Below are 23,331 nucleotides of genomic sequence, written 5' to 3'. Positions count from 1 at the left end.
CGCTAAGTTTTGAGGTTAGCGTTTTCGATAATTTGAATAAGTTTAGATTTTTTTAAATAATCTGATACTTAATTATTCTTTTCACAATGACAATTCCATTCCCATTCATCACATCGTTTGCAATACAAATAGATAGCTTTATTTAAGAATCTTTTTAAATTTTTCATTTTTGTTTAGATTAATATTTTTTTTAAAATAAGATTAGAATTTTATTTGCATAATCTTAAAAGTCTCTGTGGATAAACTAGTTGAAAAGGAATGTTTTCTTTTTCATTCTCATAAATAAACCTTCTGCTGGATAGTATTTGATAGTTGCATTCAGGTTCTACTTCATATATATTATTGTGAAAAATAACTTTATCTACACAGTATCCTGATGAATCTCTAAATCCATAATCATGTTCATATTCTATGGTAATACCTCTATTTTCTTTATAACCTTCTATGGTTTTATAAGCAAGTACTTCAAAAGTTTTTTCTTTTTCTTCAGGTTCTAAACCATTTTTATTTTTAACTCTTACTGTAAATATTTTAAATTCGTTAAGATTCAATTTTGACATGAATTCTCCTGAAAGTCTTGGTTCTGATGTAGGATTGGTATCAACTTGGATGAAGTTTAAGATTTTTGATTCTTCCTGTGTTTGGATATTTTCTGTATTGTTGTCATTGATTTTAAATATTTGTTCTATCGAATTACTAGCTTCGTTCTTTGATAATTCATTTTTCACTATCGTTTTTCCTAAAATTAATAATCCAATAATAGCAACAATCCATTTTGTTTTGGCTGTAAGTTTTAAATTAGCTTTTTCTTCTATTAAAAACTGATATGTTGATGGAATTATAAATAAACCAAATGGAATTAAAATTAAACCTATAAAATTTTGTTGAATTATAGAGCCTAACGCTACTAGTAAAAAATATATTCCTATAATCCATTTTAAAATTATTTTTGCTTTCATACTCATTTTATAATTAATTATTTTTTCTTTTTAAAAAATGATATCGTTTTACCTTTTCTTCCACTTCCTCCTTTTTTGATATAACTTCCACTTTTGCCTTCCCACAATCTAAAGCCTTCTTTTTTGCCTCCTTCGGTTAGAAAAGTGATGAAGCTGTCAAATATTCCCATAATTTTAGTTTTTTAATTCCCTTTTGCAGCAAGTAACATTGCCAAATTTCTTGCCTGTTCGGCATCTCTGTCTCTTTTTTCTATTTCGTCAATTTGTTGAAAAATTAGAGCATTATGATTAGCAATTCTTCCTGAAAGAGTAAATAAATCTATAATTGCCCATATAAAGAAACCTCCGAAAGTAATCCAATATAAAATTTGAAGTCCCCATTTGCCGAGATAAGCATAATGAAATCCAAAAAAGAACCATAATAGATATGTTGTTCCAGATGATTTTATTTGTGATTGTAAGTAATGTTTGTTCATGTTTGAATTGCTGTTATTAGTTATTTTATTTCTTTTGATAATTATTATTGCAACAATTATTACAACGAGCATTAGATATGCTAATATTCGTTCTACAGAATTTAATCTTTCCATTTTTTATTTTAATTTGTTAATAATTTTGATGTTGTTGTATTCGCAATAAAAATTGGGCATATTTTTTTAGTTTTATGGTTATGATTCAAAAATACTCTAATACTTATTTGTTGCTTTTTTACTTTATAAAAGCACTATAAAATACTTTGAAAGTATCATTCTACCCAATAAACAAAAAAAAAGCACTTGCTAAAAAAACAAGTGCTTATAAAATAATAATTAGAAATTTTAAACCATCAACAGTATCGTTACCGTTGTGCCATCATTTTCTGAAAACGTAGTTTCAATAGGGCTACTATTCAAATCTTGCAAAAGCAAAAGCCGCTCTTTGGTAAGCTCAATTCCTTTTGATTGATGTAGTTTGTTTTTTTTAGATGCCTTGAGTCCCATTCCGTTGTCAATAATTTTGCATTCTAAAATGGTTTCTGAAATCATTTTAAACGAAATTATCAATTTTGGAGAAGGAATAGATTCATTGAAAGCATGAACAAAAACATTTTCTACAAAAGGCTGTAATAACATTGTTGGAATTTTTGTAAAACAAGTGTCAACTTCTGGCGAAATTTCAATTTCAAAATCGATTAGATTATCAAATCGCATATTTTCGATTGTAATGTATGCCTCCAGGTACTCTATTTCTTCATCAATTGTAATCTTTTGTTTTGACGAATTTTCCAATGTTTTCCGAATTAATTTTGAAAATTCGCTAATGTAGAGCAAGGAGTTGTCAATATCGTTACTAATGATGAAATCCTGAATGGCATTCATTGCGTTAAAAGTAAAATGGGGGTTCATTTGACTTAATAATGCTTCCAATTTTGTCTCGGCAATACGTTGCTGAATGATGGTTTTTTCATTAGATTTTCTTTTAATTCTTAGAAAAACGAATATTATTAAAGCTAATAAAAATAGAATAGTTAATGTTATAAACCACCAACTCAACCAAATTGGCGGCTGAATTTGAAGTTGTAAAATTGTAAAAATTCTTGATTTTCCGGCATTCATATCAAAAATTTCAATTTGTACATTATAGTTTCCGTAGGGCAGATAAGGTAAAAATAAGTTCGTTTTTTCACTATAAGGACTCCATCGCTCATTTGATTTTAGACGGTAACGAAATTTTAGTTTATTGGGAAAAGAATGCCCTTTCGGAATAAAATCGATCGAAAGTGAATTGTGCTTATAGTCGCAAACTATTGTTTTTGAGTTGTAGCGAAACCATTTATAATTGTTGGGGCTTAACGGTACGTTATTTATTGAAATTTTGCTGATACCTATTTCAGAAACTGTGAGTTGAGTAGAAATTAATCGATTTAAATCAATGGTATAAAAACCTTTTTTTGTTCCGAGCCACAAAGCATTTCCAAAAATTTGCGACGTGGTTATATTACAGTCTTTTAATCCTTGCTCTTTATCAATAAGCCTGGTAACTCCATTTTTATAAATATTAATTCCTTTTTCGGTACCTATCAAAATGTAATCTTTGTAGGCTTCGAGAAATAAAATAGTATTCCCGGTAATTTCTTTTTTAGAAATAGTTTCCAGAATCTTAAAAGATTTTGAATCATCAACAATAAAAACATCGCCAAATTCTGCCCCTAAGATAAGCTGCCCTTTATTGTTTTTTGTAATGTGTTTGAACTTTTTTTCGTTCCAGATTCCATTAGCCAAATAGGATTGAAATTGATTGTTTTTATAAACATACACGCCATTAAAAACAGATAAAAGATAAGTCTTATTATTGTTGTTTAAAATTTTTACGATGTATTGTGGAGTGTTTTTCTGGAACTTTGAATAATGTGTGTTTTCTAAAGTTTTTAAATTTTCGTAAACGCGAACTCCGGCATAAGTAATAGTTTCAATTAATTTACCATTATATGTAAAACCAATTTTTAAGCTATGTTTTGGTAAGTAATTAATTATTTTATAATTTTTATCAATTTCAAAAATTCCAATGTTACTATTAATCCATAAAGAATTTTGATTTTTTACGATTTCGTAAAACTCAATTTCATTTGTCGGAATATTAAAATTTAACTCAAAATCTCGCGATTCTGCCCCCTGTTTATTTGAGATATTTTTTCCCTTTCTATAAAAATTCATTTCAATTTTCTTAAAATCTTCAAGTGAAATTGAATTAATAATTTGTTGTTTTGGGTTTAGAACTTTTACTCCTGTGGTTTCTAAAATTAATTTATGATTATTAAAATTTTCAAAATCTATGATGGATGTAGTATTGAATAAATTATAATTAATGATTTGATCCAATCTTATCTGATAAATTCCATTATTGTTCGAACCAACATAAAGTATGTCATTAAATTGATCATAAACAACATTTAGTAAATTTTTGGAATCAATTCCATATATAGTAGAAACATCTGTCATTTTATCATTTGCAATAGTATAAAGTCCTCCATTAGGAGTGTAGACGCCCCAAGCTGCAGCAAAAATGGTATTTCTATTGTCTTTTGCAAATTGCCAAACAAAAGATTTTCCAAAGTTTATTGATGATTTGTCTCCTTTTGAAATTTTATTAAAGTCAAATTTATTAATATAGGTTTCGTTTCCGCTATAAAGTGTAGAACCGAAGAGTCCTAATGAATAGGAATTTTTATGTAAAATCACAGACCTAATGCGAGGAGTTGAAAATGACTCATCAATTTTAAATAAACCTTCAAAAATAGAAGTGAAATATACAGTACCATTATATTCAACAAAGGCTATAGAAATAAAATCTTCTTTGTGCTCTGGAACTTTTGGAGTAATGAGCCTGTTCGTTTTTATATCAATTATAGAAATACCTTGCTCGGTACCAACGTAGATTTTGCCTTTAGACGAAAAAACTTTCCTAGTTTTATTGGCTAAAAGCCCATTTTTGGTTGTGAAAACAGTGAATTTTTTTCCGTCAAATTTACTTACGCCTCCGCCATAACTGGCAAACCACATATTTCCATCTGTATCTTCAGTAATATCCCAACAGCTATTATGACCTAAGCCACTGCTTTCATCAATGGTAGTAAATATTCCGTTTTCCATTCTTGAAACACCGTTTTCAGTTCCTATCCATAATATGTTTTTAGAATCTAAAAATAAAGAACGGACGGCATTATTGGGTAAACCATCAGCAGTCGTAAAATTTCTCGATGGAAAATATTGACCAAAAATAGAAGATGTAATTAAAAGAAATAGTGATGCTAAAAAAAACTTATTTTGTAATCGCATCAATAAGTTCTTTTTTATTAAATGATTTGTCTGAAACAGGAATTTTATCACCAGAAGTCATTTCTAAAACATAAACGTCAGATTTGAAATTCTTTACATATTCCGCATTAATCAAATAGCTTCTGTGCACTTTTAGAAATTTGATTTCAGATTCTAATAATTCACCTATTTCTTTAAACGATTTGGAAGTATAATGTTGTTGTTCTGTAGTTTGAATGAAAGTATAAGAACCATCAGATTTACAAAAGACAATTTTATTTATATGAATTATTTCAAAACCAGTTTTGGTAGGAAATGCAATTCTTTGTTTTGCTGAAGTCGGCTGGTTTAAATTTTCGGTCAGTAATTGATATCGGTCTAAGTTGTGTTTGTTTTCTAAAACAGATTCAAGTCTGTTAATAGCAGTTTTAAAATCTTGTACATCAATTGGTTTTACCAGATAATCTAAGGCACTTTTGCGAATTGCTTCAATTGCAAATTCTTTATGAGCTGTTGTAAAAATGATTTCAAAAGGAATATTTTCAAATTGAGAAAGCAATTCAAATCCATTTTCATCGGGCATCTGAATATCCAGAAAAACAAGATTTGGAGTATTATTTTTTATTGAAATTAAAGCCGAAGCAACAGAATTGCATTCATCGACGATTTCGATTTTATCTGGAAAATATCTATTGCATAATTTTTTTAGAAAACTACGTGCATGAGATTCATCATCAATAATAATGGTTTTAATTTTCATGTTTAAAATTTGAATTATAATCCTTTCAAATTTTTAATTTGAAAGGATTAATTTTAGCGTTTCCTTTTTCTTGTTGCCATATATTCTTCGATAGCTTCTCTGGTTGTATACCAGTTTCTGCCTTCTTTATAAGCATCTATTTTTCCGGTTCTGGCTAGTAAACTTACATATTCCTGACCATAAGGAGTTTCTGGTTCACTAACAATATCAGAGATTTTCTGATACTCGTAGTCACTTCCTGGCATGGCATTTAAATAAATATTAATTGTTCTTTCAAGTGCCTGACACATCAAAAGGGTCAGCTTTTGATAATTGCCATTGTTGGCCTGATTAAGGGCTTCATAATATTTTTTTCTGTCATTTTTGAGGATAATTGCCGGAGGAAAACCACAACGCATTAATAACAGATTCATACTCAAACGTACCGTTCGCCCGTTTCCATCAAAGAACGGATGTATCCAGACCAGTTTGTGATGAAAAACTGTAGCAAGTTCAATATCGTTGAGATTAAGTGGGTTGGTATTTATAAAATCAATCAATTCATCCAGATAATCAGAAACTTTATTCGCATTTGGAGGAACAAAATTGGCTCCTGAAATCCGAACACCTCCGTTTCTTAGACGCCCAGCAAAATCATCTTCAATAGAACGTAAAACTAAACCATGAATAGAAAGAATATCAATGCTTCTAAGTTGATAAGTATCATCTACAATTGAATATAAATAGTCAATGGCTTTATCGTGATTATGGGTTTCGAAATGTTCTCTTAAAGATTTTCCTTTAATGGTAATTCCTTCCTGAATAACCATTTGAGTTTCACGTAAACTCATGGTGTTTCCTTCGATGCTGTTCGAATTATAGGTCCATTCTAATGATAAGCTTTCTCTGATTTTATTCAAAGCGATATTTGGGAGGGGTCTGCTTTTTTGCAAATCCTGTCTTTTTTGATATAACCTGTTAAAGGTTGATTCAAATTCTGATCGGTATGAGAGGTCTATATTCCACATGCCACAAAGATACTTCTTAATATCGGGTAATAAAAATATTTTCCATATCCGATATTAATTTATTCAATAGTCATGGAACGCAATTTCATTCTGTAGGCTTCAAGTGCAATGGATTTGGAGATAAAACCATAGTATTTCTCATTTCGTATAACAGGAAGAAAAGCTGATTTAGATTTTTCAAACTTACTCATGACTGTTTCCATGCTGTCAAAGGAGTAAATAGTTGCCAAAGGTTCTTTCATTACATCTTTGATCTGGGTATATTTTACTCGGTATTCATTAAAAATAATTTCCCTGATATCGTTAAAATGAACTATGCCCATTAAGTCTTTTTCATTATTTATTACGGCAAAAACAACCTGATTTGAATGTGAAATCAAATCAACAAGCCTACCTAAATTTTCATCTGGGTATACTGTTAAATAATCGCATTGAATGATCGTGTTAATGTCGAGAGTTGATAAGATATTTGAGTCTTTATTACTGGTAAAAGCATGACCTTTTTTGGCAAGACCTTTTACATCAAGCGAGTATTTTTCGAATTTTTTAGAAATAGCAAAACTTATTGAAGAGACAATCATAAGCGGAATCATTAAGCTGTAACCTCCTGTTATTTCTGCAATTAGAAAGATAGCTGTAAGCGGTGCATGAAATAATCCGCTCAATATGCCTGCCATTCCAACCATGGTAAAATTAGTAACAGGCAGTTTTGATAAACCAATGAGAGTAATGAATTTTGAAAAGAAATAGCCTAAATAAGAACCTAAAAATAAAGATGGTGCAAAATTCCCTCCATTTCCGCCACTTCCAATTGTAAGTCCCGAAGCAAATACTTTAATCAGCATAGTGCATCCTACAAAAAGAAGCAAAATCCATTGATTGTTTCTAAAATCAGAAAACAATGTATTGTCTAATAATTTTCCCGGATCAGTTTCGGATAAAGTTCTAATACTTTCATAACCTTCACCAAAAAGAGTTGGGAAAACAAAAATTAGTAATGCCAGAAGCGATGAGCCAAATAAAGCCTTTTTGTAAGGATCCATATTCAGTTTTGAAAAGTAATGCTCGACCTTTTGAAAATTTCGCGCATAATAAACGGCCATAAAACCAGTCAATATGCCTAAAAGGATATAAAAAGGAATGTTATGAAAATTAAAAGCTTCCTGCTTTTTGAAAGATAATAAAATGCTTTCGTCTAATACAATCGCAGAAACCAAAGCACCTGTAGCTGCAGAAATCATAATAGGAGTAAAGGCTGAAATACTGACATCAACTAATAAAACCTCAATTGCAAATAATACTCCGGCTATTGGTGCGTTAAATGCGGCTGCAATTCCGGCTGCAACGCCACAGCCAATCAATAAAGTTCTGTCTTTATAAGCTAGTTTGTAGTTTTGTGCAAAGTTAGATCCAAACGCAGCTCCTGTAATCACAATTGGACTTTCTAAACCTGCGGAACCCCCTAAGCCAACAGTTAATGAACTCGTTACAATCTGGGCATACATTTGTTTTTTCGGTATAATACTCGCTTTTTTTGCTACAGCATACAAAATTTGAGAAGTTCCTTTTTGAATAGTGCCATACAGTATTTTTTTTACTACAAAAACGGTTAATAGTATTCCGATAATTGGTAGAATACTATTAATGAAACTTAATTTTAGAATTCCGTTTATATAAGTTGCAAAAGAAAAAACACTGTGGGCAAATGTTTTTAAAACAATAACGGCAAGTGAACACGAAATTCCGATTAAAACGCTTGATAAAAAAATAAATTGTTTTTGAGTCATTAAGGACTGAGCCAGAGCAATTATACTTTCAAGTTTTCTAAAATATTTTTTAAGCATTCTGTATCTAAAATTAAGGGGGATATTGCAAATTTAGCTCATAACATTTGAAAAAGAGTTGTTTTCGAGAAAAAATAGGCTCAAAATTTATTTTACGGATTTGTTATTTTAAAGATAATTTTAGTTTTCTAAAAGGAGTTTTTGCTTGGTCTGCTTTTGAATATCTTCAAAAAAAATAGTAAATTCCTGTTCAAATTCGTTATAAAATTCTATTAATTCCACACTCGCAAACTGCATCTTGGATATATTTTTAGACCTTCGGTCCATCTGAGTTAAAATTTGATGAATTCCTTCGACTGTCTGATAACTCAAAAGCCAGTTTCTTTCAATCATATAAGGCATTAAGCTTTGTGTTTTTTCAGTAAGTATAGAGTAATTATGATGTAATGAATTATAAAACCGATTGATAAATTCTTCTAATTTTTCATCCGAATATTTCGTCCAGTTTTTGGCTAAAAAATGATCATAAATAATATCTACAATCACTCCGGCATAATGATGGTATTTTTCATGTAATCGTTTGGTACTTTGTCTGAAAACAACATGAGAATCAGTGTATGTATCTATAAAACGATGCAAAATAATTCCTTTTTGCACATCATCCGGGAAATGTTCAAATTGTTTTCCACGAATGCCATCGGCCATAAAATTACCAATTTTAATTAAATCATTTTCGCCTGAAAGATATATATGAGCAAGGAAATTCATTGTTTTTGTAATATTTAGGATTCTGGAGAATGAAGGAATTATGATCGTCAGGTAAATATATAAAAAAAACTTTTTAAATCATTTTTGTTAAATAAACAAGCCGTCATTTAATCCTATTTATTTAACGATTATTTTAAAATCTTAGTGTTTCAATATCCCAGTAACTCAGCAACTTTTTTATATTTGTAACAAATAACCATAACTCACAAAAATGACTTTAATAAAATCAATTTCAGGAATAAGAGGAACAATCGGAGGGAAAGTAGGAGATAACCTGACTCCTTTGGATGCTGTGAAATTTGCATCGGCATACGGAACCTTTCTGAAAAATAATACTTCAAAAGAAAAACTGACCGTTGTAATTGGTAGAGATGCCAGAATTTCAGGACCAATGATCCATAATCTGGTCGTAAATACTTTGATAGGTTTAGGAATTAATGTAATTGATCTCGGACTTTCGACAACGCCAACTGTAGAGATTGCTGTGCCATTAGAAAAAGCAGATGGTGGAATAATTCTAACTGCTTCTCATAATCCAAAACAATGGAATGCGCTAAAGTTACTGAATGAAAAAGGGGAGTTTTTAAGTGGTGCTGAAGGTTCAAAAATTCTTGAGATTGCAGATGCTGAAGCTTTCGATTTCTCTGATGTAGATAATTTAGGGGATATTATAGTAAATGATGCCTATATGGACATTCATATTGATGAAGTCTTGAATTTACCATTGGTAGATACTGAACTTGTAAAATCTGCAAAATTTAAGGTTGTTGTAGATGGGGTAAATTCATCTGGAGGAATCATTATTCCGAAACTATTAGAACAAATGGGCGTTGAAGTTGTAAAGCTATACTGCGAACCAAACGGACATTTTCCTCATAACCCGGAACCTTTAAAAGAACATTTGACAGATATTTCAGAATTGGTTGTTAAAGAGAAAGCACATTTAGGGATAGTAGTCGATCCTGATGTTGACCGCTTAGCCTTTATTTGCGAAGACGGTGAAATGTTTGGAGAAGAATACACTTTGGTGGCTTGTGCAGATTATGTTTTAAGTAAAACTCCAGGAAACACAGTTTCGAATATGTCATCATCACGTGCATTACGCGATGTAACTAATGCACATAGCGGTAACTACGAAGCAAGTGCAGTAGGTGAAGTAAATGTTGTAGAGCTGATGAAGAAAAATAATGCTATTATTGGTGGTGAGGGCAATGGTGGAATTATTTATCCTGAATCACACTACGGCAGGGATAGTTTGGTTGGTGTAGCATTGTTTTTAACACATTTAGCAAACAAAAAGATATCAGTTTCAGCATTGCGTGCTTCCTACCCTGAATATTATATGAGTAAAAATAAAATAGAATTGACACCACAAATTGATGTTGATACGATTTTAGTTGCCATGACTGAAAAATATAAAAATGAAGACATTTCGACAATTGATGGAGTAAAAATTGATTTTGCGGGAGAATGGGTTCATTTAAGAAAATCAAATACAGAACCCATTATTCGAATTTATACTGAAGCCCCTTCTCAGGAAAAAGCTGATGTTTTAGCACTTCGAATAATTGATGAAATAAAAGTTATTGCCGGTATTTAAGTTTTCAATATCAGTTAGAAAAAAAGTTTGATGAAAATTTAGTTCATCAAACTTTTTTTTTCTAATTCAATTTTTTTAATACTTTTTAACCTTGCTGAGAGCAGTTTTATAATTTTCATTTACTTTCTCCCAATTGATTAATTTGTAAAAAGCATCAATATAACTTCCTTTTCTATTCTGATAATCCAGATAGTAGGCGTGTTCCCATAAGTCAATTCCTAAAATAGGCGTACCTGGTATCAGGGCATTTCTCATTAGAGGATTATCCTGATTTTCGGTAGTTGTAATTTGTAGCTTTCCTGCTTTGTCAACAATTAACCAAACCCATCCGGAACCGAATTGTTTGGTTGCCTCATTTTTAAATTGAGTAGTAAGATTCTTAAAAGAACCAAATTCTTTGTTAATAGATCCGGCTAAAGTATCTTTAGGAGTTTGTTCTTTAGGAGTTAAAATATCAAAATAAAGAGTGTGATTATAATAACCTCCAGCATTTTGACGAAGTTTGGCATTATTCAGATCCATTTTTTTCAGGATATCTTCAATAGAAGCATTTTCAAACTCAGTTGATGCTATTTCTTTGTTTAGGTTATTGGTATAGGTTAAATAATGTTTAGAATAATGAGTTTCTAAAGTCAATGATCTTATAGCCGGAGCTAAAGCATCGTATCCAAAAGGTAATTTTGTTAATGCAAATGAACCTTCATCTGCCTTTACGTCTGCAGGCGTTCCTATTATAATCTTTTCTTCTTTTGTTGGCAAAGGAACTTCAACAACTTCGGTTAACTTATTTTCATTACAGGAAAATAACATCAGTAACGAAGTTGTGAGAGTAAAACGAATGATGTTTTTCTTCATAATCTAATTATTTTGATGTAAGTGAATTGATTATTTCAATATAATTCTCTTTTGCTTCTTCAATTGATATATGACTAATTTGCATCCATGCATTTGTTTTAAATGCATCTCGTAGACCAAAACTTTCAGATTGATTGTATACAGCTGTACCAAATGTAGCTTGTTTATAATAAGCATAAAGCCTTAGCTGCACATCTTGTGGAAGTGAGGCCTGTGTCATTTTCATAGCTATTTCTACAGCTTCAGAAAAACGAATATCTAAATCTTTTTTAGTCATTAAGCTTTTGTGGCGATAATAGTTTTACCTCCAATTGCTTTTTGGCCTAAAACCACATCGATTGGAGTACCCAAAGGTAAAAATAAATCTACTCTCGAGCCAAATTTAATAAAACCTGCATCGGTTCCCTGAATAACCTGCATTCCTTCCTTTGCGTAATTTACAATTCTGCGTGCCAATGCACCAGCAATTTGTCTGTAAAGTATTTGTCCAAAGGTATCGTTCTCAATTACAACAGTAGTTCGCTCGTTTTCTTCACTAGCTTTTGGATGCCATGCAACTAAGAATTTACCAGGGTGATATTTACTAAATTTAATAATGCCATCCATTGCATAACGTGTTACGTGTACGTTAATTGGAGACATAAAAATAGAAACCTGTAAACGTTTATCTTTAAAAAACTCACCTTCATAAACTTCTTCAATAACTACTACTTTTCCGTCTACCGGGGCAAGAATTTGGTCGCTATTTCTGATTGCAATCCTTTTCGGATTTCTGAAAAATTGTAGAATAATAATTAAAACAGCCAAAGCAAAAATTTGCACTAGTTTCTGTAACCAATAAATATTAATAAACTGGTCAGCTAATAAAACTACAATAACAGTAAAAACTACACCTAATAAAATCGATGGTCCTCCTTCTTTATGAAACATAATATAAAATTTGATAAAATAAAAATATAACTGGTGCTACAAATATAACACTATCTAATCGATCTAAAACACCACCATGACCCGGCATTATTGCTCCACTATCTTTTACACCTGCAATTCTTTTAAACTTAGATTCAATTAAATCTCCTATTGTTCCAAAGATACTGGCAATTAAAGCAATAATCATCCAGATTAAAATAGATCTGCTGCTGAAATCAGGATTGGGCTGAATGTATAATTTTGAAATTAAAAAACCTGCAAAAGCGGCAAAAACTGTTCCTCCAAGAAATCCTTCAATGGTTTTTTTTGGAGAAATGCGTTCAAATAGTTTGTGTTTTCCAATAGATTTCCCTACTAAATAGGCAAATGTATCATTGGTCCAGATCAAAATAAATAATCCGATAATAATTTTCGGATTATAGTCATTGGTGCCAAAAGAAATTTTAATAATAAATACAAAAGGTAATGTAATGTATCCCAATAAATACAAGTATTTTGAAGAAGTACTTATTTTCTGTACATTATCATAAAATAAAAATAAAATACATTTAATAGCTATAACAATAGTTACAGCAAGCAATATTAAGTCTAACTGTTGTATATTGGTATTTAAATCTAATTTTGAATTAAAAGTACTGTCCAAATATTGAGTAATCTCTTTATTGTAATGACTAACCAATATGATGGCTGTGTATAATAAAATGCCAAAAAGAATTGAAAATACTTTATTAAGATTGACTAAATTACAAAATTCGTAAGTAGCAATAATTAAAAAAATGCCAAAAAGAATAATAAAGCTTTCGGTAGAAAACAGAATAGAAGTTAGTAATAAAGCGATATAAACAGCACCAGAAATGGTTCTCTTGAGTGTTTCATTCATCTTAAAGGTCCTCTAAGAGCAATAAATACAAATTTTTTGCAACACTTCCGTATTGGGTAAAATCTTCTTCTTTTGCTTTTTCGAAATATTTTATGGTGGTAATATTCGTAGGGTAATCTCTTTCGTATTTTCTTTTAATAGCGCTTAAACCATCGCTTTTCATAGGCAGGATTTGGCTTGTAGTTGCTATTATGACAATATTTGCCGGCAACTCGTTTGGTTTCTCTTGTCTGATTTGTTTTGATGAAAATAAAATTGAACCTTCATCAGCAATAAGATTTTCGCAGGAAGCCAATAAAAATTTTGGACTTTTAGGCGAAATATAAAGTAGTTTGTTCTCTTCTAATAAAGGAAAAAGTCCTGATTCATAACATAAAGCTTCACTTTCAAACCAATCATTTTCTTCTAAAATATTTTCTAACTGTTCTTCAACTTCCTGTTTGTTTTCGCAATACAAAAATTTTCCTCCATTTTTCTTAAAATTAAAAATGAATTGTTCATCTATAGATAAATGACTGTTGGGGGTAGGATTGTTTCCATACTCACTTTCATTTTCTTCGTCAGATGAAGTATTGGCAGAGCCAAATATTTTTTTGAAAAAACTCATTTTATGTGAAATACTTTACATGTTAATTGAAAACGTTCAAAGATAAAAAAATCTTAATTCAAAAGAGGTATTTGAATTAAGATTTTAAAAAATATTAAATATTTCCTTGAAAATTTATGAAACGACTTCTCCTAAATTTTTGTCAAAAGTACGTTTCCCAAATATTGTTTCTAAGTCATCTTTAAAAATAACTTCTTTTTCAATCAATATATCGGCAAGCTGATTTAACTTGTCTTTGTTCTCTTCTAAAATTTGAATGGCTCTTTGATATTGACCTTCAATTAATTCTGAAATTTCGGCATCAATAATTTTTGCTGTTTCATCAGAATATGGTTTAGAAAAGTTATATTCACTCTGTCCTGTTGAATCGTAATAGGTAACGTTTCCAATTTTATCATTCAGACCGTAAATCGTTACCATGGCTCGAGCCTGGCGTGTAACTTTTTCCAAATCGCTTAATGCTCCTGTCGAAATTCTGTCAAAAGTTACTTTTTCAGCAGCTCTTCCGCCCATTGTGGCACACATTTCGTCCAGCATTTGGTCAGTTCGTACAATTTGTCTTTCTTCTGGTAAATACCAGGCAGCTCCTAAGCTTTGTCCACGAGGAACAATAGTTACTTTGATTAATGGAGCAGCGTGTTCTAGCATCCAGCTTACAGTTGCATGACCGGCTTCATGTATAGCGATTGCTCTTTTTTCTTCTGGAGTAATAATTTTATTTTTCTTTTCAAGACCACCAATAATTCTGTCAACAGCATCTAAGAAATCTTGTCTGTCGACTGCTGCTTTGTTATTTCGGGCAGCAATTAAGGCAGCTTCATTACAAACGTTTGCAATATCAGCACCAGAGAATCCCGGGGTTTGTTTTGCTAAGAAATCCAGATCAAGACCTTCTACTTTTTTGATAGGAGCGAGGTGAACAGCAAATATTTCAGCTCTTTCGCGAATATCCGGTAAGTCAACAAAAATTTGTCTGTCAAAACGGCCTGCACGCATTAAAGCTTTGTCAAGAACATCGGCTCTGTTGGTTGCAGCTAAAACAATTACGTTTGAGTTTGTACCAAAACCATCCATTTCGGTTAGTAATTGGTTTAAGGTGTTTTCTCTTTCGTCATTTCCGCCAGACATATTGCTTTTTCCTCTTGCTCTACCAACAGCATCGATCTCATCAATGAAAATGATAGCCGGAGATTTTTCCTTGGCTTGTTTGAATAAATCACGAACACGTGAAGCACCAACACCTACAAACATTTCCACAAAATCAGAACCGGATAATGAGAAGAAAGGTACCTGAGCTTCGCCTGCAACAGCTTTCGCTAATAAAGTTTTACCAGTTCCCGGAGGTCCTACAAGTAAAGCTCCTTTTGGAATTTTACCGCCAAGGTTAGTATATTTTTCAGGGTTTTTAAGGAATTCTACAATTTCCTGAATTTCTTCTTTTGCACCTTCTAAACCTGCAACATCCTTAAATGTTGTTTTAATATCTGTTTTTTCATCAAAAAGTTTGGCTTTAGATTTTCCAATGTTGAAAATTTGTCCGCCACCGCCACCTGCACCACCTGACATTTTGCGCATAATAAAAATCCAGACACCAATAATGATGATGATAGGGAGTAAGCTTACTAAGATATCACTCCAGTTGCTTGCTTCCTTGAAATCATAATCGACTAATTTTTTTGCAGCCTTCGCCTTGTCAAGTTTTTCCTGAAAAGATTTCAGATCACCAAACTTTGTGGTGTAATGAGGTCCCTTATTAGGCCGGTCAAACATATCCCTAGCAACCTTTTTATTTGCTGGATCTTTTAACGCTGCATCAGAAAGATAAATTTCAGCATCTTTATTATTGAAAATAATAACATTTTTAATTTGCCCTTTAGCTAACATATTATCAATGTCAGACGATTTTAATTGAGCAGGTTCGCTTAAATTTGACCCTCCTGTTGCAAAACTTATAAATAAAAATACAAGGAGTATAGCGGTGTATATTAACCAGGGACTTATCTTAAATTTACCCGGATTTGGATTATTATCTTTAGCCATTAGTAGAGAAAGTTTCTTTTAGTATTTGTTTTCGATTGTAGTTATTTTGGCATCACCCCAAAGGCTTTCGATATTGTAGTATTCACGAATATGCTTTTGAAAAACATGCACTACGATATGCACATAATCCATAAGTACCCATTCTGCATTATCGGTTCCTTCTACGTGCCAGGGTTTATCTTTTAAGTCTTTAGATACTGTTTTTTGAATTGAGTTTACAATGGCGTTAACCTGAGTATTTGAACTTCCGTTACAAATCACAAAATAGTCACAAACTGCCGTTTCTATTTCTCTTAAGTCCAGAATATCGATATCGTTTCCTTTTACTTCTTCGATTCCTTTGATTATGTTCGCCAATAGAACATCATTATTAATAGTCTTTTTCGCCATGAATTATTTTATATGAATTTGTAAAGTTACCAAAATTTGTGATTATTTTTGAACCTTAACAAAATATTAAATTAAGTTATTTAAATTACTTGAATGAAACTAATCAAACTCGATGCCATAGATTCAACAAACGACTTTCTTAAGGCATTATCAAGTCAGGAAGAACTAGATAATTTTACAGTGGTAACGGCTGAAAATCAGACAAAAGGCAAGGGGCAGATGGGGGCTAAATGGGAGTCTGAATCCGGTAAAAACTTAATTATGAGTATTTTGGTGAAGGATTTTTTATATGATAATGAGCAGGTTTTTAATATGAGTGTCATAGTTTCATTAGCCGTTATTGAAACATTAAAATCTTTAGATATTCCTGGTTTAAGTATAAAATGGCCAAACGACATTATGTCAGATAATAAAAAAATTGGTGGCATACTTATCGAAAACACGATTAAAAGTGATGGCAGGATTGTGTCAGTAATTGGATTGGGGTTAAATGTTAATCAGATAAATTTTGGACATTTGCAACAAGCTTCTTCTTTAAAAGTAATTTGTAACGTTGAATTTGACAAAGATTCTTTATCATTTTTAATTATTGAAAAAATAAAAGAAAAAATAGAGTTCTGGGAAACTAATTCTGCTCTTTTTTGGAAAGAATATTTCAATTCGTTATTCCGAAGAGGGATTCCAACACCATTTAAAAACCTTTATAATCAAAATTTCATGGGGATAATTAAAGGAGTTTCTTCTGTCGGAAAAATACAAATTTTATTAGAAGATGATTCGGTTTCAGAATTTGATATTAAACAAATCCAAATGCTTTATTAATTAAAATATCTGCAAAAACAGATACTTTTTATAATACCAATAAATTCTTTTATAGTTCGGAAATTTTATGATACAATGTCGATATCCTATGATAACAGACTTTTTTAGCGCATATTAAATTTATAATCGGTATCGGAAAAGTATATTTTTTCAAGTTGGTGAAATAAAAAAAGTCCTGATTTATAGCCAGGACTTTTAATTTTATCAATAATAAGTAATTATAATTTAGTCATATTGTTCGCCAGAGTTTCAATAAATTTACTAATTGGCCCCTTAATCATCATCGCCATCATTGGATTAAATTCTCCTTCAAACAATAATTGAACAGCACTTGAAGAGTCAGTAACGCTTTCGATATTTGAAACTAGAGTAAAAGGTAGTTTATCACTTGCAGCTCCTAAAACAATTTTGCTTGGGGCTGATTTTTCTTTCATTTTTAATTTTATTTCTGGCATACCTTTCAGTCCAAAAATAAAAGCATCTTCACCAATTACTTCAAATTTAGCAATGTTTTCAGGCATTAATTTTTCAAAATTCTTTACATCACTCAATAAATCAAATAAATCCTGAGCTGATTTCTGAACGGTAACTTTTGGACTTTCTAAGTTCATATTTTTATTTTGTTTGTTTTAATGTAAAATTATTCCTGTCTCCAAGTAGATGGACTGACACTCCAATCCTGTAAGGCACTTTGTTGGTCTTCGCTTATGTATTGCTTTTGAACTGCTAAATCCAATAAATTAGCATAATTACTCAGTGTGTACAAGTCAATATTTGCATTTTTGAAGTTTTCTTCAGCAACATTAAAACCGTAAGTAAAAATAGCTGCCATTCCTTTAATATTAGCCCCTTCATTACGTAATGCTTCAACAGCCATTAAGCTGCTTTTTCCTGTGCTGATTAAATCTTCAACAACAACAACGTTCTGGCCTTTGTGCAAAAAACCTTCAACCTGGTTTTGTCTGCCATGTTTTTTGGCTTCTGGTCGTACATATACAAATGGTAATCCCAGACTTTCGGCAACAAGAATTCCAATTCCAATGGCTCCTGTAGCAACACCAGCAATAACCTCTGGTTTTCCAAATTGTCTTTCTATGTTTTTAGCAAATTCATCACGAACATAATTTCGGATAGCAGGAAATGAAAGAATTAACCTGTTATCACAATAAATAGGTGATTTCCATCCAGACGCCCATGTAAAAGGATTTTCTGGATTCAATTTAATTGCATTTATTTGCAAAAGCAATTCTGCTGTTTTTTCGGCGGTATCTTTATTAAAAATCATAGTACAAATGTATAAAGTTTTTGTGAACGACAAACCACTTTTTTTGACAAATGAAATCTCAAAAGAGACTAATTTTCAATTATTCCTATTGGAAAGTATTGATATAGAGCAGGTAATCGTGAAAATGTTTCAAAATAAAATTCAGAAAGCTTACCTGTATCACCCTGATGAAAAGGAAATAATGAAAACTTTGAAAGCCAAAATACCGGTAAATAAGGCAGGTGGCGGCTTTGTGTATAATAAAAAAGGAGAAGTTTTATTTATTTTTAGAAATGGAAAATGGGACTTGCCAAAAGGCGGAACTGAAAAAGGAGAAGAAATTGAAGATACAGCCATGCGGGAAGTTGAAGAAGAAACCGGTGTTGGTAAACTCCGAATTACAAATAAACTCCAAAAAACATATCACGTCTTTAAACGTAACGGAAAATATAAATTAAAAATCACACATTGGTTTGAGATGCATTCAGATTTTGAAGGTATACCACAAGGTCAGCTTGAAGAGGGTATAGAAAAAGTTGCCTGGCTAAATCCTGAACAAATCAAAGAGGCCTTGAAAAACTCTTATGAAAACATCAAATTATTATTTGAAAAATAGCATCTTTTATAAATTCATATTTACCCGGAGAATTCTATTTTAGAATAGAATTCTCAATACCAAAAGTACTCTGTTTTCATCCTTGAAGTTAAAAAGAGTAAAACTAAATTACAAATTTTAAAATCGTAAAAGTTACATAAAATCACTGATTATTAGCGAATTGAATCAAAAATAATTAACTATGTACTTTTATGAAGAACTTTATAATTCTTAATTTTTTGCATTACCGCACATTTTTAGCAACGCTATTCATGTTAATTTTTTTAACAATTTATTTTTGAGCTATTATTATTACTAAATTATTAAAAGTTCAACCCTCCCTAACAACTGTTATTTTTTTCGCTACTTTAGTACACCACCAAATATTAATCCGTTTAACTTAATGATTATTAATGAAATACCTTAAAAGAGGTGTTGAGAATTTCTATGCTTTTAAGTTAAATTATTATATAAAACCAGGATGCTGAAAAGGGTTTTTTAGAGTAGGCTGAATTTTAATTATTACTTATTATGTCCTCAACACATTTTTTTATTTCATTCAGCATCATAATGATGATGCTAAGTTTAGTTTCTGAACGGGCTGCAAATTTTATTAAATTATATTTTCAGGGAAAAGAAATTTACATTCCTTTCATTTCCAAGATAAAGGGGAAATGGCAATATTATTTAAAAGTTAGACTTGAAATATTAGCTTATAAACAGCCAACTGAAATGGCTGAAAAAGAAAGAGAATATAGGGTTATGATTATCAACGTTCTTGTAGGAATCGTTATTGCCTCACTCGCCAATGCCAGTCTCTTCGAATTAATAAAACAAATCAGTAGTAATGAAAATGAAAGTATTGCCATTAAAGGAATTCTCTTTAACAATGATAATGCATGGAATCTAATTGTTGGGGCGATTTACATGCTCTTTTTTTTATGGTCGATGAGTTTAATTCTTTTTAGCCGCTTGCCTGAATTTGAAAGTGACAATAAAAAAAAGAATTATAAAACTCCTTTAATTATTTGGTTTGTTACAACTGTAATAATAGTAATTGTTTATAAGATTGGTGAGAACATGAAAGATCCTTTTCGTACCGATTTGGACTTCTTGTCAATCGTTAGGCATGTTATGGGTTATATTTTTACCGGATTATTCTTAAGTCTAGGTTCAAAATTTTGGCATGATTTACTTGATATTTTCTTTCAGTTAAAAAATACACAGCAAGTACTATCGGACAAAAAGACCTATACGGATTATGATAGTGCTGATAAATTAATTTCGTTAGCTGAAACCCCGCAATATGATATAGCAGAAGGATTATATGGCATATATAAGGATCAAATTAAGGACATTGAAGGAGTAGTTTCACATGGTTTGACCACTGTCTTAGATGATACCACCAAACTTTATAAAAAAATTATCGAGGTCGAATTTACCAATCCTGAAGCACAAGAAAAACTGCAAAGGCTTAAATTCAGTGGTAGTATTGTTTTGAAATTAAACACCTTTTATTTGAAGGATTATTTAAGAATTCTTAAAACAGATTATTTGAGGGCACTTACCACTACTGAAACACCTCCATTGTGTTATGTCTGCAATGCCGATTCAACTTCAAACATGGGGTCATTCAATACGCTAATCAGAAATGAAAAATACTATGCGGTTAGTAACCTACATGTTTTTGCAGATGAAAAGGAATTGATAGATTTTAACAGTGGGAAGATTAACCATTTTACCAAAACAGCTATTCACTTCAATATTCAAGGAAAGGTTTTTTTAAGCGATTTTGAAGCAGATGGTTTGCAGTTTGGCAATAAGAATTTTGAAGGGAAAGACCAATGTTTTGCTCCAATAACGAAAGATATTTATGTTGCCCACCAAAACTTCTTAAGTCAATATAACTTAAACAATTTTAGTCCTTCAAGAATGGTACTTTTTGGTGCTACAAGCAAGTATCTAGAAATACCCCGGTTTAGCGACCTTCAACCTACGGATTGTAGTATCAAATATAAGGGATTTGTCAAACAACTAAACTTGATAAAAATTGATTGCCAAAACGACAATAATGTAGATTTTGGTGATAGTGGTTCATTTGTGTACTACAAAATAAAAACAGGTCAGACTACTTCCATCAAAAAAGGAGTCATTGTCGCCAAAAGTCAAAATTTCGCCTTTATGTTCAGATATAGTAACTAATCTTAAAATTTAAAAATTATGAAAAAATATTTATTGGCATTATTCGTTAGTGCATTTTTTAACAATTATTCCTATGGACAATATGGCGTTTTCCTTGATAAAGATGCTTTACAAGTTTCAAAAATTGGAACTATTGGAACTATTACATTTCATGATGGCGACCCTAGTGGTGTAAAGACAAAAACTTCGGACGAAAAATTAGAAGCAAAAGTATTGACTACCGACTGCGAAAAAATCAAAGACAAAAAAGTTATTGCAATAAAAGAAGGTCTTGAATTTACATTTGCCATTGACTGCGATAAGAAAACAGTAGTTATTGGTTATTTAAAGTCAACACTAAATTTCACTTATGACAAAGAGTTATTTAAGCAGGTAAAAGATATAACGATACCACCAGTAGTAACTCCACCACCGCCTGCAACTACCGATTTATCTAACCAAGTTTCGGTGTATATTGAAAATGAAGAGATTAAAGCTGATTCAACAGGAAGCCTTAATAAAATCTTATTCTATGACGATAACCCTAAGACTAAAAAATTAGAATCAAAATTTACAGTTGATGAAAATAGTTTTGGAAAAGATTGCAAAAAAGATTCTGTCTCTGTTAGTGCTTCTTTAAGTTATGTTTTGGATTGTAATAATAAAGAAGTAACAATATTCCGAGGCAAAATTATAAAGGAAAATTTTAATTTTAAATTTAAATATAATAAAGACAGTAAAGTATTTGAATTTATAGCAAAACCGATTGAAAAAGTAGTTAAAGACATTGTTTTTTTTCCTTTAAACGAGAAAAGGAATAAAGACAGGAATAAAGAAGGTTCGTGCAGTATATTACATAAAAAAAATCGTGTTTTAATACTAGACGCCAATCCTTCAAAATGCCATAATTGTGACGGAACTGGCTTGTATAAATTTAAAAAGATTACGAAAGAGTCCTGTACAATCCAAGATGGAGCTGATAAAAAATTAGGGGAGGCATCATCTAATGGAGAAAAAACCTGTAGCTGTCCCAGAGTGAATGCCGAGGCCTTACCTATTAACCGTTATCTATCGGTATTAATTGAGAACTATAATTTTTATGACCTAGAGCAGTTTTCAATTACTATGAATGGCGAGAATTATAGCTACGACCAAGATTTGAAGAAAATATATGAAATTGCATTAGCTAAGCCAACTAAAGCTGATAATAAAACAGATGGTTCAAGTGCTGGCACAGGTAATGATCTTACTGAACGCTCAAATGGCAAACCATTAAATAATTACCTAAAGAGAATCATTGACATTTTAGATACCTACGAATATTTAAACCTGAATGACTTATATAAACTAGAAGAGTACAAGGATAATTTAGAAATTTATTACAATAATCATAAATCGGAATTTAATGACAAGGAGCCATTTTTTGATGAACAAGCCAAAGGTTACTTACAAAAAATAATGGCCTGGTTTCCTAAATATGTATCTCTAACTCCTATTTCTATTGATATTCCAGACAGGGATGAAGTGGATATAAGCTACACTATGAAAAATAAAGGAGCCAATGCAGTTACCAAACCGCTAGGGAATTTTAAGACTTTTGGTGGTGTTTCTGTTGACTATGGAGCCGCATTCTACCAAACAGATTTAAAAAACCAAAGGGTTTATACTAAAACCACAGGAACAGTAGCTGACAATAATCAGGATACAAGGGCATATATGTCTTCGAAAGACGGCGATTCTATCGGTTTTGGGCTGAATATTGGCCTCTCTTACCGCACCGGAATCCACATGAGGCCTACCTTTAACTTTGGCTTTTTCGTACCACTAGAAGAAGATATTACACCCTTTATAGCTACCGGACCAGGGATTGGCTTCTACAGCAAAAACTATAAAGTAAATTTTTCATGGGGGATATCATTGGGGAAAGTCAATAGCATAAAAGATGAGTATATAGAACATGACCCAGCTTCAGCCAATGTAGGACAATCCATAAATCTGAGTGGCCTGAATCTAACCAATGAAGCTTTAACCGAAAAAGTTTTAAAAACCGGCCACTACTATAGTATTTCCATAAGTTTTAATGTATTTAAATAAT

At 31.3% G+C, this 23,331-nt stretch carries 22 protein-coding genes; 5 read left to right on the top strand and 17 right to left on the bottom strand.

Annotated features, from left to right (window positions below):
* Window positions 1-209: 209 nt before the first annotated feature.
* The 8 genes from DMB65_RS08230 to DMB65_RS08200 form a co-directional block, all read right to left on the bottom strand.
* On the bottom strand, window positions 210-959 hold the full coding sequence (locus DMB65_RS08230) for a hypothetical protein (RefSeq protein ID WP_110306167.1): 750 nt from the start codon (window positions 957-959) through the stop codon (window positions 210-212).
* A 17-nt stretch (window positions 960-976) separates the two neighbouring features.
* Entirely contained in the window at window positions 977-1,129 is a 153-nt protein-coding gene (locus DMB65_RS22115; protein WP_165834897.1) for a hypothetical protein, read from the bottom strand.
* Between the two features lie 12 nt (window positions 1,130-1,141).
* Window positions 1,142-1,549 carry a TM2 domain-containing protein gene (locus DMB65_RS08225; protein WP_230470626.1) on the bottom strand — a complete coding sequence of 136 codons (408 nt, stop codon included), beginning with the start codon at window positions 1,547-1,549 and terminating at the stop codon, window positions 1,142-1,144.
* A gap of 228 nt (window positions 1,550-1,777) precedes the next feature.
* Window positions 1,778-4,774, bottom strand: a complete 2,997-nt coding sequence (locus DMB65_RS08220) for a sensor histidine kinase (RefSeq protein WP_110306166.1) — start codon at window positions 4,772-4,774, stop codon at window positions 1,778-1,780.
* Complete coding sequence (locus DMB65_RS08215) at window positions 4,758-5,513, bottom strand: LytR/AlgR family response regulator transcription factor (protein WP_110306165.1); 756 nt, start codon at window positions 5,511-5,513, stop codon at window positions 4,758-4,760. Before DMB65_RS08215 ends, DMB65_RS08220 begins: the two co-directional genes overlap by 17 nt.
* Window positions 5,514-5,566: 53 nt before the next feature.
* A complete protein-coding gene (locus DMB65_RS08210; RefSeq protein WP_110306164.1) occupies window positions 5,567-6,520 on the bottom strand; it encodes a Fic family protein in 954 nt (317 codons plus the stop codon).
* A 59-nt stretch (window positions 6,521-6,579) separates the two neighbouring features.
* Entirely contained in the window at window positions 6,580-8,364 is a 1,785-nt protein-coding gene (locus DMB65_RS08205) for a chloride channel protein (protein WP_110306163.1), read from the bottom strand.
* 120 nt (window positions 8,365-8,484) lie between these two features.
* Entirely contained in the window at window positions 8,485-9,072 is a 588-nt protein-coding gene (locus tag DMB65_RS08200) for an acyl carrier protein phosphodiesterase (RefSeq protein ID WP_110306162.1), read from the bottom strand.
* 211 nt (window positions 9,073-9,283) lie between these two features.
* Between DMB65_RS08200 and glmM the strand changes: the two genes are divergently transcribed.
* Window positions 9,284-10,672 (top strand): phosphoglucosamine mutase, encoded by a 1,389-nt coding sequence (gene glmM / locus DMB65_RS08195; protein WP_110306161.1) that lies wholly within the window; start codon window positions 9,284-9,286, stop codon window positions 10,670-10,672.
* A 75-nt stretch (window positions 10,673-10,747) separates the two neighbouring features.
* Here glmM and DMB65_RS08190 read toward each other — a convergent pair whose 3' ends face one another.
* The 7 genes from DMB65_RS08190 to rsfS form a co-directional block, all read right to left on the bottom strand.
* Window positions 10,748-11,527, bottom strand: a complete 780-nt coding sequence (locus tag DMB65_RS08190) for a superoxide dismutase (protein ID WP_110306160.1) — start codon at window positions 11,525-11,527, stop codon at window positions 10,748-10,750.
* A 7-nt stretch (window positions 11,528-11,534) separates the two neighbouring features.
* Window positions 11,535-11,804: an acyl-CoA-binding protein gene (locus DMB65_RS08185; protein WP_110306159.1), complete on the bottom strand. Its 270-nt coding sequence runs from the start codon at window positions 11,802-11,804 to the stop codon at window positions 11,535-11,537.
* Window positions 11,804-12,457: a phosphatidylserine decarboxylase family protein gene (locus tag DMB65_RS08180; RefSeq protein ID WP_110306158.1), complete on the bottom strand. Its 654-nt coding sequence runs from the start codon at window positions 12,455-12,457 to the stop codon at window positions 11,804-11,806. Before DMB65_RS08180 ends, DMB65_RS08185 begins: the two co-directional genes overlap by 1 nt.
* Window positions 12,447-13,337 (bottom strand): phosphatidate cytidylyltransferase, encoded by an 891-nt coding sequence (locus DMB65_RS08175; RefSeq protein ID WP_110306157.1) that lies wholly within the window; start codon window positions 13,335-13,337, stop codon window positions 12,447-12,449. The genes DMB65_RS08180 and DMB65_RS08175 overlap by 11 nt, the downstream gene beginning before the upstream one ends.
* 1 nt (window position 13,338) lies before the next feature.
* Window positions 13,339-13,944 (bottom strand): lactate utilization protein B/C, encoded by a 606-nt coding sequence (locus DMB65_RS08170; protein ID WP_110306156.1) that lies wholly within the window; start codon window positions 13,942-13,944, stop codon window positions 13,339-13,341.
* Between the two features lie 114 nt (window positions 13,945-14,058).
* Window positions 14,059-15,984 (bottom strand): ATP-dependent zinc metalloprotease FtsH, encoded by a 1,926-nt coding sequence (gene ftsH / locus DMB65_RS08165; RefSeq protein WP_110306155.1) that lies wholly within the window; start codon window positions 15,982-15,984, stop codon window positions 14,059-14,061.
* Window positions 15,985-16,002: 18 nt separating this feature from the next.
* Window positions 16,003-16,374 carry a ribosome silencing factor gene (gene rsfS, locus DMB65_RS08160; RefSeq protein ID WP_110306154.1) on the bottom strand — a complete coding sequence of 124 codons (372 nt, stop codon included), beginning with the start codon at window positions 16,372-16,374 and terminating at the stop codon, window positions 16,003-16,005.
* A gap of 93 nt (window positions 16,375-16,467) precedes the next feature.
* Between rsfS and DMB65_RS08155 the strand changes: the two genes are divergently transcribed.
* The gene (locus DMB65_RS08155; RefSeq protein WP_110306153.1) at window positions 16,468-17,196 is read left to right on the top strand and encodes a biotin--[acetyl-CoA-carboxylase] ligase; all 729 of its coding nucleotides are present in this window, start codon (window positions 16,468-16,470) and stop codon (window positions 17,194-17,196) included.
* A gap of 218 nt (window positions 17,197-17,414) precedes the next feature.
* Here DMB65_RS08155 and DMB65_RS08150 read toward each other — a convergent pair whose 3' ends face one another.
* Window positions 17,415-17,807: an SRPBCC family protein gene (locus DMB65_RS08150; protein WP_110306152.1), complete on the bottom strand. Its 393-nt coding sequence runs from the start codon at window positions 17,805-17,807 to the stop codon at window positions 17,415-17,417.
* A gap of 29 nt (window positions 17,808-17,836) precedes the next feature.
* Window positions 17,837-18,481, bottom strand: a complete 645-nt coding sequence (pyrE, locus tag DMB65_RS08145) for an orotate phosphoribosyltransferase (RefSeq protein ID WP_110306151.1) — start codon at window positions 18,479-18,481, stop codon at window positions 17,837-17,839.
* A gap of 7 nt (window positions 18,482-18,488) precedes the next feature.
* On the opposite strand from pyrE, the gene DMB65_RS08140 reads away from it, so the two are divergent.
* The 3 genes from DMB65_RS08140 (at window position 18,489) to DMB65_RS08130 (ending at window position 23,330) form a co-directional block, all read left to right on the top strand.
* Window positions 18,489-19,076 (top strand): NUDIX hydrolase, encoded by a 588-nt coding sequence (locus DMB65_RS08140; RefSeq protein ID WP_110306150.1) that lies wholly within the window; start codon window positions 18,489-18,491, stop codon window positions 19,074-19,076.
* 510 nt (window positions 19,077-19,586) lie between these two features.
* Complete coding sequence (locus tag DMB65_RS08135) at window positions 19,587-21,257, top strand: hypothetical protein (RefSeq protein ID WP_123955294.1); 1,671 nt, start codon at window positions 19,587-19,589, stop codon at window positions 21,255-21,257.
* Window positions 21,258-21,275: 18 nt separating this feature from the next.
* Entirely contained in the window at window positions 21,276-23,330 is a 2,055-nt protein-coding gene (locus DMB65_RS08130) for a hypothetical protein (RefSeq protein WP_110306148.1), read from the top strand.
* Window position 23,331 lies beyond the last annotated feature (1 nt).

The organism is Flavobacterium cheongpyeongense (genome assembly GCF_003202435.1).
Classification (GTDB): domain Bacteria; phylum Bacteroidota; class Bacteroidia; order Flavobacteriales; family Flavobacteriaceae; genus Flavobacterium; species Flavobacterium cheongpyeongense.
Note: the sequence above shows the minus strand (reverse complement) of the source record. Positions and strands in the feature narration are given on the sequence as shown.

Bases quoted from the DNA above. Each gene is read 5' to 3' on its own strand.
- DMB65_RS08170 (WP_110306156.1), bottom strand. From the start codon at position 13,944: ATGAGTTTTTTCAAAAAAATATTTGGCTCTGCCAATACTTCATCTGAC.
- DMB65_RS08200 (WP_110306162.1), bottom strand. From the start codon at position 9,072: ATGAATTTCCTTGCTCATATATATCTTTCAGGCGAAAATGATTTAATT.
- DMB65_RS08220 (WP_110306166.1), bottom strand. From the start codon at position 4,774: ATGCGATTACAAAATAAGTTTTTTTTAGCATCACTATTTCTTTTAATT.
- glmM (WP_110306161.1), top strand. From the start codon at position 9,284: ATGACTTTAATAAAATCAATTTCAGGAATAAGAGGAACAATCGGAGGG.
- DMB65_RS08180 (WP_110306158.1), bottom strand. From the start codon at position 12,457: ATGTTTCATAAAGAAGGAGGACCATCGATTTTATTAGGTGTAGTTTTT.
- DMB65_RS08155 (WP_110306153.1), top strand. From the start codon at position 16,468: ATGAAACTAATCAAACTCGATGCCATAGATTCAACAAACGACTTTCTT.
- DMB65_RS08225 (WP_230470626.1), bottom strand. From the start codon at position 1,549: ATGGAAAGATTAAATTCTGTAGAACGAATATTAGCATATCTAATGCTC.
- DMB65_RS08210 (WP_110306164.1), bottom strand. From the start codon at position 6,520: ATGTGGAATATAGACCTCTCATACCGATCAGAATTTGAATCAACCTTT.
- DMB65_RS08215 (WP_110306165.1), bottom strand. From the start codon at position 5,513: ATGAAAATTAAAACCATTATTATTGATGATGAATCTCATGCACGTAGT.
- pyrE (WP_110306151.1), bottom strand. From the start codon at position 18,481: ATGATTTTTAATAAAGATACCGCCGAAAAAACAGCAGAATTGCTTTTG.
- ftsH (WP_110306155.1), bottom strand. From the start codon at position 15,984: ATGGCTAAAGATAATAATCCAAATCCGGGTAAATTTAAGATAAGTCCC.
- DMB65_RS08185 (WP_110306159.1), bottom strand. From the start codon at position 11,804: ATGACTAAAAAAGATTTAGATATTCGTTTTTCTGAAGCTGTAGAAATA.
- DMB65_RS08150 (WP_110306152.1), bottom strand. From the start codon at position 17,807: ATGAACTTAGAAAGTCCAAAAGTTACCGTTCAGAAATCAGCTCAGGAT.
- DMB65_RS08175 (WP_110306157.1), bottom strand. From the start codon at position 13,337: ATGAATGAAACACTCAAGAGAACCATTTCTGGTGCTGTTTATATCGCT.
- DMB65_RS08190 (WP_110306160.1), bottom strand. From the start codon at position 11,527: ATGAAGAAAAACATCATTCGTTTTACTCTCACAACTTCGTTACTGATG.
- DMB65_RS08230 (WP_110306167.1), bottom strand. From the start codon at position 959: ATGAAAGCAAAAATAATTTTAAAATGGATTATAGGAATATATTTTTTA.
- rsfS (WP_110306154.1), bottom strand. From the start codon at position 16,374: ATGGCGAAAAAGACTATTAATAATGATGTTCTATTGGCGAACATAATC.
- DMB65_RS08205 (WP_110306163.1), bottom strand. From the start codon at position 8,364: ATGCTTAAAAAATATTTTAGAAAACTTGAAAGTATAATTGCTCTGGCT.
- DMB65_RS08130 (WP_110306148.1), top strand. From the start codon at position 21,276: ATGAAAAAATATTTATTGGCATTATTCGTTAGTGCATTTTTTAACAAT.
- DMB65_RS08135 (WP_123955294.1), top strand. From the start codon at position 19,587: ATGTCCTCAACACATTTTTTTATTTCATTCAGCATCATAATGATGATG.
- DMB65_RS22115 (WP_165834897.1), bottom strand. From the start codon at position 1,129: ATGGGAATATTTGACAGCTTCATCACTTTTCTAACCGAAGGAGGCAAA.
- DMB65_RS08140 (WP_110306150.1), top strand. From the start codon at position 18,489: ATGTATAAAGTTTTTGTGAACGACAAACCACTTTTTTTGACAAATGAA.